10 protein-coding genes are annotated in these 10,359 nt (G+C 69.6%); all 10 read right to left on the reverse strand.

The genetic code is table 11. From position 1 onward, the window contains the following. Positions 1-601 (reverse strand): DivIVA domain-containing protein (locus tag BN423_RS02475; RefSeq protein WP_019238694.1); only part of this gene is annotated, 601 nt, incomplete at its 3' end. A 52-nt stretch (positions 602-653) separates the two neighbouring features. Continuing rightward, positions 654-947 (reverse strand): YggT family protein, encoded by a 294-nt coding sequence (locus BN423_RS02480; protein ID WP_019238695.1) that lies wholly within the window; start codon positions 945-947, stop codon positions 654-656. 69 nt (positions 948-1,016) lie between these two features. Then, positions 1,017-1,751, reverse strand: coding sequence for a cell division protein SepF (locus BN423_RS02485; protein WP_019238696.1), 735 nt, complete (start codon positions 1,749-1,751; stop codon positions 1,017-1,019). A 66-nt stretch (positions 1,752-1,817) separates the two neighbouring features. After that, entirely contained in the window at positions 1,818-2,555 is a 738-nt protein-coding gene (locus BN423_RS02490) for a YggS family pyridoxal phosphate-dependent enzyme (RefSeq protein WP_019238697.1), read from the reverse strand. A 203-nt stretch (positions 2,556-2,758) separates the two neighbouring features. Further along, positions 2,759-3,562 carry a polyphenol oxidase family protein gene (locus BN423_RS02495; RefSeq protein ID WP_019238698.1) on the reverse strand — a complete coding sequence of 268 codons (804 nt, stop codon included), beginning with the start codon at positions 3,560-3,562 and terminating at the stop codon, positions 2,759-2,761. A 234-nt stretch (positions 3,563-3,796) separates the two neighbouring features. After that, complete coding sequence (ftsZ, locus tag BN423_RS02500) at positions 3,797-4,915, reverse strand: cell division protein FtsZ (RefSeq protein WP_019238699.1); 1,119 nt, start codon at positions 4,913-4,915, stop codon at positions 3,797-3,799. 219 nt (positions 4,916-5,134) lie between these two features. Further along, on the reverse strand, positions 5,135-6,649 hold the full coding sequence (locus BN423_RS02505; RefSeq protein ID WP_019238700.1) for an FtsQ-type POTRA domain-containing protein: 1,515 nt from the start codon (positions 6,647-6,649) through the stop codon (positions 5,135-5,137). Then, on the reverse strand, positions 6,597-7,517 hold the full coding sequence (gene murB / locus BN423_RS02510; RefSeq protein WP_019238701.1) for a UDP-N-acetylmuramate dehydrogenase: 921 nt from the start codon (positions 7,515-7,517) through the stop codon (positions 6,597-6,599). Before murB ends, BN423_RS02505 begins: the two co-directional genes overlap by 53 nt. A 6-nt stretch (positions 7,518-7,523) precedes the next feature. After that, positions 7,524-8,930 carry a UDP-N-acetylmuramate--L-alanine ligase gene (gene murC, locus BN423_RS02515; protein ID WP_019238702.1) on the reverse strand — a complete coding sequence of 469 codons (1,407 nt, stop codon included), beginning with the start codon at positions 8,928-8,930 and terminating at the stop codon, positions 7,524-7,526. 146 nt (positions 8,931-9,076) lie between these two features. Then, positions 9,077-10,204: an undecaprenyldiphospho-muramoylpentapeptide beta-N-acetylglucosaminyltransferase gene (gene murG / locus BN423_RS02520; protein ID WP_019238703.1), complete on the reverse strand. Its 1,128-nt coding sequence runs from the start codon at positions 10,202-10,204 to the stop codon at positions 9,077-9,079. Positions 10,205-10,359: the final 155 nt, after the last annotated feature.

Genomic DNA, 10,359 nt, shown 5'->3' on the forward strand with positions numbered 1-10,359 from the left:
CGACGGGCGTCGCGGCGGGAGCCGACAGGGGCGCGCTCGCCGCGGAGCCGACGGGCGTCGCGGCGGCCATGAGCTCGGGCGGGAAGGAGTTCTGCGCGTCGTCCATGAAGTGCTGCAGGAGCTTGAGGTACTCGGCCTTGAAGTCCTCGCGGGACGCCTTGAGGCGGTCGATCTCCTTGAGCTCCTCCTGCTTCTCCTGGAGCGCCTGGCGGATGACCTCGCGCGCCTTGGCGTCGGCCTCGCTGCAGATGTGGTCGGCGTTCTGCTGCGCCTCGGCCACGATGGCGTCGGCGGTCTGCTGCGCGGCGATGAGCGCCGCGGAGATCTGGCGCTCGGACGCCGAGACGCCGGGAGCGGGCTGCGCGACCGGCTCGGGAGCGGCGGGCGCGGGGTTCGCGGCGGCGAGCTCGAGCTGGGCCTGCGCGTCGGCGAGCTGAGCCTCGGTCGCGGTCAGGCGGTTCTTGAGGTCGTAGATCTTCTGCAGCATGGCGTCGACCTCGGAGGCGAGGCGCTCGAGGAACGCATCGACCTCGCCGGGGTCATAGCCGCGGCGAGCCTCGGAAAACAGCTGCTTCTGGATCTCTTCAGGTGTGATGGGCATATGGACTACTCCTTAACCTTCAAAGCAGGCGCTGTGCCATACCCGGCACGTTCTACATGATTATACCTATTACCAGCTGGGATACGAGATTCAACGCAATCACCGCAATTACGGGCGAGAAATCGAGGCCGCCCACGGGCGGGATGAAGCGCCGGAAGAAGCCCAGGAACGGCTCGCAGAGCGACTGGAGCACCATGCCGATGTCGTACACCAGGCTCCCCTCGCGGATGGGGAACCACGAGAGGAGGATGTAGATGAGGATGAGCATCTCATAGAAGTTCACGAGCGTCGAGATGAGCTGCGCGATGGAGTACGCGTTGAGCGTGAGCGTAGGAATGGGAAACACCCCTTGCGTCGTCTTCGGGCGCGAGGAGGGCGCCCGAGATGGCCTATCGTTATGAACCGGTTCGGTACGCTACTTGAGGTAGCCCGCCGAGCGGAGCTTCGCCACGTCCGAGTCCTTGACCTCGCAGCCGGCGGGAAGCACCATGAAGACGCGGTCGCCGACCTCCTTGACCGAGGCGCCGAGCCCGCAGGCGAACCCGTAGCTGAAGTCGAGCACGCGCTTGGCGATCTCGGTGCGGACGCCCACGAACACGAGGGCGACCGGCTGCTTCGTGCGCACGCGGCGCACGACGGTCTCGACGTCGTCATAGCTCTCCGGGCGCAGCACGTACGCCGGGAGCTGGGCGGTCGCGTTCATGATGGAGCTCGCGCGCTCGTCCACCGAGGAGGCGGCGGGAGCCGCGGCGACGGCCGCATCGCGCTCGCGGCGCGTGGCCGCATAGCTCGACGGCGTGTCGTAGGCGCCGGGACGGTAGGACTCCTGCCCGCGCGCGGGCGGGTTGTATGTCGTCGCATGGCGGTCCGCGTCGCCCACGAGCTGGCCGGACCTCGTGTACACCGCGACAGACTCGGCCTCGCCGCGGTGCGTCTGGCCGAGCAGGCCGTTCGAGGGCTGCTCGTCGCGCTGCGCGCGGCCGGTGTCGTAGCCCTGGTACCCGCCGCCATCCACGGCCTGGAACTCGTCTTGGTAGTCGTCGCCGTAGTAGTCGTCGTATCCGTCTTCCCCGGCATAGGCGTCATGGCCGTACGAACCCTGGTTCTGCCCGAAGGGAAGCTTGCTCTTGATGTCGTCTAGGAAGCCCACGTGTCCCAACCTCTCTCTGCATGTTGCGATTCGTGCCTGTTCGCAGGATGAGTTGCTCGTTTTCGCCTATTCTAGCTCAAAGGCGGGGTTGAAAACTACCCTGCCCAGGCGCACGAGCGTCGAACCTTCCAAGATGGCCGCCTCGAAGTCCTCGCTCATGCCGCACGAGAGCTCCGAGAGGTCACATGCCGGGTAGGCGGCGGCAAGCTCGTCGCGCAACTCGCGCAGCCCCCGGAACGTGGCACGGGCGATGCTCTTATCCCCCCGGGGCGCCATGGTCATAAGCCCCTGGAGCCTGATTCCATGAAGTTCGCTCAAGCGCGGGAAGGCGGCGCGCAGCTCGTCGGCCGTGAAGCCGGACTTGGACGCCTCGCCCGAGATGTTCACCTCGATGAGCACGGGCTGGGCGCTCGCGAGCTCGCCTGCGGCGAGGCGGCGCTCCGCGCGGGACGAGATGGCCTCGGCGAGGTGGAGCGAGCTCACGGAATGGATGCGGGCGGCCCGCCCGAGCACGGCGTTGATCTTGTTCGTCTGCAGGTTGCCGATCATATCGAAGCGGACATCCGGCAGCCCCTCCACCTCGCCGAGCGCGGCGAGCTTGCGCACGAGCTCCTGAGGCCGGTTCTCGCCGAAGAGCCGGTACCCCGCCTCGATGGCGGCGAGCACCTGGGGCACATCGACCGTCTTGGAGACCGCCATGACCTGGACGCTGCCCGGGGCGCGCCCGGCGCGCTCGAGCGCCGCGTCGACGCGCGCCATGATCTCGTCGCGGCGACCGCGGATAGCAGCAAGGTATTCGTCCATCTTCGCACCCTCCCAGATATGTCGGCGAGCCGGCGGGCGCGGTGCGCGGCAGCGTGGCCGCGCCGCCCGATGCCGGCGCGCATGCAGCTCAATAGTAGCGCAGGAGCAGCCGGCCAGGCCGCGCGCACGCGCCCCGTCATGCGATGCGCACCATTCGCGCGGGCGCCTCACGCGCGTCGCCGCAAGTACCCGCCCGAGGCGGATCAGCCCGCAGCCCGGTCGAAGAGCACGGCCACGGCGGCGTGTCGGCCGCAGGTGCCGCCCTCCGCGCGATAGGAGTAGAAGCGGTCGTTGAGCCGCATCGTGGAAAGCCCGGTGTCCACGATCGAGGCCGCGGGAACCCCCTCCTCCGTGAGCGCCTGCACGATGCAGCGCGACAGATCGAGCAGGCGCGGGCCCGCCGGGTGCACATCGTGGAACCGCTCCTCGAAATGGCTGATGAGCTCCGGGGAGACCTCGTATTCGTCGCCCAGGATATGGGGGCCGATGTAGGCGCGCACGTCCCGCACGGATGCGCCCGCCTCGTGCGCGAGCATCCGGGCGGCCTTGCCGGCGATGCGGGCGTACGTGCCCTTCCACCCCGAGTGGACGACCGCGAAGCCGCCGGGCGCCACGAGCACGACGGGCACGCAGTCGGCAAAGCAGAGCATGACGGGTACGTCGGGCGCGGTGCAGACGATGCCGTCCGCGCCCCGGGAAATCTCGGCGCGCACGCGCTCGAGCTCCGCAGCGCTCGAGCTGCGGACGATCGCGACATGGTCGCCGTGCACCTGGTTGGGCATGAGGAGGCTTGGGGCGGCGCGCCCCGCACCGAGGGCGGCGAGCACTCGGAGGCGGTTCTCTGCGACGGCCGAGGCGTCGTCGCCCACATGGCCGCCCAGGTTGAGCGACGCGAACGGGGGCTCGGACACGCCACCCGTGCGCTCGGTGAACCCGAAGGCCACCGCCCCTGCGCGCCCGCCCACCATCGTCACGCCACCGCGCTCCATACGCTCGAGCCCGTCCATGCCGCCTCCTCGTCCATCGTCGCCTCTCGCCCCCGAAGCCCCGGCCGCACGACTCGGCACGCATCGGGTACGGGGGCGCACCCCTGCATGGTACCCCGCTCCGCCCGGGAGGCGCGGCCGGTGCCCGAGATGGGATAAACACCGCACATGCCCGGCCGCCTGCGCCCGGAACGAAAAAGCGCCCCGGAGGAATCCGGGGCGCATGATGTCGCTCTACGTGCGAGGGCGCGCGACCTAGAAGTTCCCGCGCTTCAGGAAGTCGGGCAGCTCGAACTGGTCGTTGCCGAAGTTCGGCACCTCGGTGTCGCCGATGCGGCGCGTCGAGGAGGTGCTGTGCGCGGGCTCGGGCTCGCTCTTCTGCGCCGGCGCGTTGAACAGGCGGTCCTGGCGGTTCACGTTCGCGTCGGAGAAGCCGGTGGCGATGACGGTGATGCGCACCTGGTCGCCGAGCGACTCGTCCACGACGGTACCGAAGATGATGTTTGCCTCGGGGTCGACGGCGTTCGCCACGAGGTCGGCGGCGTCGTTGATCTCCTGGATGCCCAGGTCCTTGGAGCCGGCGATGGAAAGCAGCACGCGGGTGGCGCCGTCGATGGAGCTCTCGAGCAGGCGGCTCGAGATGGCCTGCTGCGCGGCGTCCACGGCGCGGTTGTCACCGGACGCGGTGCCGATGCCCATCATGGCGGTACCGGCCTGCTTCATGATGGTCTTCACGTCGGCGAAGTCGAGGTTGATGATGCCCGGCACGGTGATGAGGTCGGTGATGCCCTGGGTGCCCTGCGAGAGCACACCATCGGCCGTCGCGAAGGCCTCGAGCATGGTGGTCTTCTTCTCGGCGATGTCGAGCAACTTGTCGTTCGGGATGACGATCATGGTGTCGACGCACTCGGAGAGGGTCTTGATGCCCTCCTCGGCGCTGGCCTTGCGCTTGCGACCCTCGAAGGTGAAGGGCTTCGTCACGACGGCGACGGTGAGGGCGCCGATCTCGTTCATGGCGATGTCGGCGACGATCGGCGCGGCGCCGGTGCCCGTGCCGCCGCCCTCGCCCGCGGTGATGAAGACCATGTCGGCGCCGGCGAGCGCCTCCTGGATGTCGTCGCGGCTCTCATCGGCGGCCTTGCGGCCGATCTCCGGATTCGCGCCGGCACCAAGGCCGCGCGTGAGGTCGGTGCCGATGTGCACCTTGATGTCGGCGTCCGAGATGGCGAGCGCCTGCGCGTCGGTGTTGATGGCGACGAACTCGACGCCGCGGATGCCTTCCTCGATCATGCGGTTGACCGCGTTGGTTCCGCCGCCGCCGACGCCTACCACCTTGATGACGGCAAGGTAATTGCTGATCTCGCTCTCGTGCATGTCGGTCCTCCGAACTCGGACTGCCTTGTGGGAACTCTAACGTTCAAGTACACGTTAAACGTCGAGGTAAATCGGCATATCTTTACACAAAAACGGGGGTTTAGTCAACTTTTGCGCAGATGAAATGTGGAGGCCGCGGGATATGCGCAGGTCATCGAGGAGGTCAACCGTTCGCTCCATCCCGTTCGCACGCCGCGGAACACCGTTTCGCCGCCGCGCCTAGACGCTGCGGTACGTAGGGCTCTGCGGGTCGCGCACGTTGATGTACGTGATGCCCTCGACCTGCTCGATGAGCTCGGTGACGACGCGCTCCTTGAGGGCGATGTTCTCGGGCGACCCCAGGGAGACCTCGATGCCGGAGGTGAGGTTCGCCGAGATGGCCTCGACCGATTCGAGCGAGAGATCCTCGATCTGGTCGAGGAAGTCTTCTGAGAAGCCGTCGGCGTACTTGAGGCCGGCGAGGACGACGTCGGAGGTGATCTCCGCACCCGATGCGGGCGAGACGTCCGCGGGTATGTCGATGAACAGGACCGCCTTGTCGCGGCGGGCGATCGCGAGCGCGGCCTGCGCGCCCGTGAGCACGTTGCCGTCGCTCGCGGCGCCGTCTTGGGCGGTATCGGCATCCGTCGCGGCGGCGCCCCCGGTATCGGAAGCGGCGTCCCCAGCTGCCGCGTCGGCGGCGGCATCCCCGGCAGCCGCATCCCCATCGCTCGAGGTGCCATCCGCTGCCGCGGCATCATCGGAGGCGCCATCAGCCTGGGTATCCGCGGCGCCATCCTGAGCGTCCGCGCTGCCGCCCGCCGTGCCCTCCTCCGTGGAGCCGGACGCCTCGGCATCGGCCTCCTCTTGGGTCTCCCCTGTCGTGGACACGATGTTCCCGTCGGCATCGACCGTCACCGACAGCGAGATGGGCGCGATCCAGGTCTCGTCCGTGCCGATCGCCCAGGCGACGTCGCCCGATGTGATGTAGGCGATGGCCGCGACCTTGCGCTCGACGGGCGTGATGGTGAGGGTATGTGGGAACGTCCGCTCGATCGTGACGCCGGCGACCCAGGGATTCTGCATGAGCGATTCCTCAATCGCGGCGGTGTCCACGTTGAGGAGCGTCGTCCCGTCCGGCACGTCGACCAGGCGCTCGACCATCTCCTGCGACACATGCTCGCTGCCGTTCACCACCACGTCGCTCGCGGCGAAGATCGGGGAGTTCGCGACGACGACCCATATGACGACGGCCGCGACGAGCGCGGCCACGGCGATGATGCCGATGCGGGCGATGGGCAGGCCGAGGATGCCCGCGCGCGCGGTCGAGGCAGGCGTGCGCGCAGACCCCTTCGAGGAGGGCGCGGCGCCCCCCTGCTCCGCGGCGGTGATGCGCTTGGTGGGTTTCAGGGCAGGCTTCGCCGGAGCGCCCTGACGCTTCGCCTTCAGGCCAGCGGGCTTCGCGGCCTGCTTGGCTGGGCCCTTGAGCGTCTTCCCGCCCGGGGCGGAGGCGAGGGCGCGCTTCGCGCCCGCGGCCGGTTTCTTGGTTGTGACGGGCTTCTTGGCCGCGGCCGGCTTCTTGGACGGGGCGAGCTTTTTGGCAGCGGGCCTCTTCGCGGAAGACGCCTTCTTGGCCGCCGACGGGGCGCGCCCGACGGACGCCTTCTTGCCTCCCGCGGCCTTCGCGCGGCGGTACGTGGGCTTAGCGGCGCGAGAAGCCGAGGAATTTGACTTCCGGTTGGAGCTCAACGCCATACTTCTCACGCACCTTCCCATACACCTCGCGGATGACCGCCATGACATCCGCCGCGCTCGCGGCGCCCGTGTTCACGATAACGTTAGCGTGAACGTCGGACACGCAGGCGCCGCCCACGGAAAAACCCTTCAATCCACAGTCCTCGATCATCTTCCCCACGCTGCCGTCGGGCGGGTTGCGGAAGACCGACCCGCACGACGCCACGCCCTGGGGCTGCGTGCGGCGCCGGCGCGACAGGAAGCGCTCCATGCGGTCGCGGATGTCCGTCTTGGCCGCCGGACGCAGGGAGAGCGTCGCCTCGAGGATGATCTCGTCGCGGGGCAGGCTGCTCTCGCGGTAGCCCCACGCGACCTCGTTCCCGCGGTAGTGCTTGAGCCCCTCGCCCGGCTTGTAGGTGATGACGTCCTCGATAAGCGAGCCGATCCACTCATCGCGCGTCCCGGCGTCCATCGAGACCGCGCCGCCCACGGTGCCGGGGATGCCCACGGCGAACTCGAGGCCGGAGAGCCCCTTCGCGTAGGCCTCGTTCACCAGGCGCGCGAGCACGGTGCCCGCGCCGACCGTCACGGTGCAGCCGTCCTCGGCGATCACCGTGCGCGAGAACTCCCGGCCGAGCGTGACGACGGCGCCCGCGTACCCCTCGTCTGAGACGAGCACGTTCGATCCGCGGCCGAGCACCACCCAGGGCACCCGCTCGCGCTCGAGCTCCTCGACGGCATGGCGCAGGGCGTGGTAGCTATGGCAGGTAATGAAGAGCGCCGCCGGGCCGCCGATGCGGTAGCTTGTGTGCCGCGCGAGCTTCTCGTGCTCGGTGACGTCCGTATCGAGCGCCCCGGAGAGCGCCATGACCACGTTGAAGAGGCCCACGCCGCCTCACGCGTCCTTATCTTCCATATAGGCCACGAACTCCGGCCCCACGGTGGTGACGTCGCCGGCGCCCATGGTGATGAGCAGGTCGCCCTCCTCCGCGATGTGCGAGAGCACCTCGGGCAGCTGCATGCGGTCGGCCACGTAGCGGACATCCTTGCCGGGATGGTGCGCGCGCACCGTGTCGGCGAGCATCTTGCTCGTCACGCCCGGGATGGGCATCTCGCCGGCCGAGAACACGTCGATGAGCACGAGCCGGTCGGCGCGCTCGAAGGCGTCGGCGAAATCGTCGGCGAGCGCCTGGAGGCGCGAGTAGCGGTGCGGCTGGAAGACGACGTCGACGTGTTTGAAGCCGAGCGTGCTCGCGGCCTCAAGGGTCGCCTTGACCTCGGTGGGATGGTGGCCGTAATCGTCGACGACCGTGATGCCCGCCACGTCGCCCACGTGCGTGAAGCGCCGGCGGACGCCCGCGAACCCGGAAAGCGCCGTGGCGGCCGCGGCGGCATCGAGGCCGAGCGTCCAGGCGACCACGAGCGCGGCCGTGGCGTTCAAGAGGTTGTGCGTGCCGGGGTTGCTCTTGATCGAGACCTCATGCTCGCTGCCGTCGGGCAGCATGACGCGGCAGCGCCCCTCGATGCCCTGGGCGGGCAGGGGCACGCAGCGCGCGTCCACGCCCTCCGTGAGGCCGTAGGTCACGACCTTCCGGCCCGTGCTGCGCGCGAGCTCGGCAAGGCTCTGGTCGTCACCGCACACGACGACCGTGCCGGCCTCGCCCACGAGCCCCATGAACTTCGCGAACGTCTCGCGGATGTCATCGAGCGAATCGTAGTGGTCGAGGTGGTCGGCCTCGACGTTCGTGACGACGGCGATGTCGGGGTCGAGGTAGAGGAAGGAGCGGTCGGACTCGTCCGCCTCGGCGACGAAGTACGCGCCCGAGCCGTTGCGGCCGTTCGTGTCGTAGCCCTCGACGATGCCGCCGATGAGGAAGCTCGGGTCGAGCCCCATGCGGTCGAGCATCGTGGCCACCATGGAGGAGGTGGTCGTCTTGCCGTGCGTGCCCGCGACGGCGACGGTGGTGTAGCCGCGGCCGAGCTCGGAGAGCATCTTCGCGCGCGGCCAGACGGGGATGCCGAGCTCACGGGCGCGCGCGAGCTCCGGGTTCGTCTCCGGGATGGCCGTCGAGACCACCACGACGTCGGGCTGGACGGCGTCGATCGTCGCCGCGTCGTGCCCGATGTGGATATCCACGCCCGCGCGGATGAGCTGGCGGATGTAGCGCGAGGTCTTGAGGTCTGAGCCGCTCACCGCGCTTCCGCGCTCATGCAGCACGAGGGCGATGCCGCTCATCCCGGCGCCCCCGATGCCGATGAAGTGGATGCGTTGCGGGCGCGCGGGTGTCTGAGAATCTGCCATGGAGGATGCTTCTCCTTCAGCTTCGTTCCGATGTTCAAAGAGAAGATTGTACGTCAAATCACCAGGCGGAGAAAGGCGCGCACACAGTATCGCTATGCGCGACGCGACCCGATACGAGGCCGGTCGCCCGCCGTGCGTCGCGCGGATCAGCGCGCGATGCGCTCCACGGCGTCGGCGAAGCGCTCGGCGGCGCGCGCCTGGCCGAGCCCCTCGGCATGGGCGCGCATCTCGGCGCGGCGCTGCGGGTCGCGCAGCAGCCCGAGGAGCATGTCGGCGAAGGCAGGCTCGTCGATGGCGGCGTCGGCGCACATCTCGGCCGCGCCCGCGTCCACGAGGTAGCGCGCGTTCGTCGTCTGGTGGTCGGCCGTGGCGTGCGGGTAGGGCACGAGCACCGCCGGGACGGCGAGCGCGGCGATCTCGGCGATGGAGGAGGCGCCCGCGCGGGAGAGCACGAGGTCCGCGGCGGCGAGGACGTCGCCCATGTCGTCGATGTAGGGGCGCACGTGGTAGCGCCGCGCCTCCGCCTCGTCCAGCGCGAGCGCGCGCTCCGTGGCCTCGAAGTCGTCCGCGCCCGTGGAGTGCAGCACGTGCACGCCCTCCATCGAGAGCAGCTCGCCCTTGAGGGAGGCCATGCGCTCGTTCAGGTGGCGGGCGCCGAGCGAGCCGCCGAACACCACGAGGAGCGTCGCCCCCTCCGGCACACCGAGCTCGGCGCGGCCGCGCGCGCGGTCGCCGGCGAGCACCGAGGCGCGCACGGGATTGCCCACGAGCTCGATTGCCTCGGGGGACGCCCCGCGCTGCTCGAACACCGCGCGCACCGCGGGCTGGGCGATGCCGATGAGCGCCGCGCCCTTGGCCGATTGCTTGTTGGCGAGGCCGGGGACGGAGTTCTGCTCGTGGAGGGCGTACGGGATGCCGAGCTTCGCCGCCGCGCGGACGACCGGCAGCTCGATGTAGGCGCCGAACCCGACCGCGACGTCGGGGCGCAGCGCGGCGTCACGCTTGAAATCGCGGACGAGCCGGCCCTCGGTACGGGCGAGGTTCGCGAGCGCGGAGATGACCGTCCAGGGGCGCTCGCGGTCGAAGCCGGTCACGTGGATGGGCGTGAACGGGAAGCCCGCCGCGGGGACGAGCTTGCCCTCGAGCCGCCGCGATTCGCCGTAGAACCGCACGTCATGGCCGCGCGAGCGCAGCTCCTCGGCGAGCGCGAGCGCGGGGTTCACATGCCCCGCCGTGCCTCCGGCGGCGATGGCGACCTTCAACTTAGCGGCCATGGTCCTCTCCCCTTCCGCGTCCGCGGCCTCCCGGCCGGGCTCCGTCCGCTCCATCATACCGCGTCCGGACGCCCCGCGAGCGCAGGCGATCCGCCGGGTCCGACCCCAGGCGCACGCGCTTGTAGGAACCGCGCCGGTCGAGCTCGCCGGTCTGG

It is taken from the genome of Enorma timonensis, assembly GCF_000321165.1.
GTDB lineage: Bacteria > Actinomycetota > Coriobacteriia > Coriobacteriales > Coriobacteriaceae > Enorma.

Bases quoted from the DNA above. Each gene is read 5' to 3' on its own strand.
- BN423_RS02490 (WP_019238697.1), bottom strand. From the start codon at position 2,555: ATGGACGAATACCTTGCTGCTATCCGCGGTCGCCGCGACGAGATCATG.
- BN423_RS02495 (WP_019238698.1), bottom strand. From the start codon at position 3,562: ATGGACGGGCTCGAGCGTATGGAGCGCGGTGGCGTGACGATGGTGGGC.
- ftsZ (WP_019238699.1), bottom strand. From the start codon at position 4,915: ATGCACGAGAGCGAGATCAGCAATTACCTTGCCGTCATCAAGGTGGTA.
- BN423_RS02505 (WP_019238700.1), bottom strand. From the start codon at position 6,649: ATGGCGTTGAGCTCCAACCGGAAGTCAAATTCCTCGGCTTCTCGCGCC.
- murC (WP_019238702.1), bottom strand. From the start codon at position 8,930: ATGGCAGATTCTCAGACACCCGCGCGCCCGCAACGCATCCACTTCATC.
- murG (WP_019238703.1), bottom strand. From the start codon at position 10,204: ATGGCCGCTAAGTTGAAGGTCGCCATCGCCGCCGGAGGCACGGCGGGG.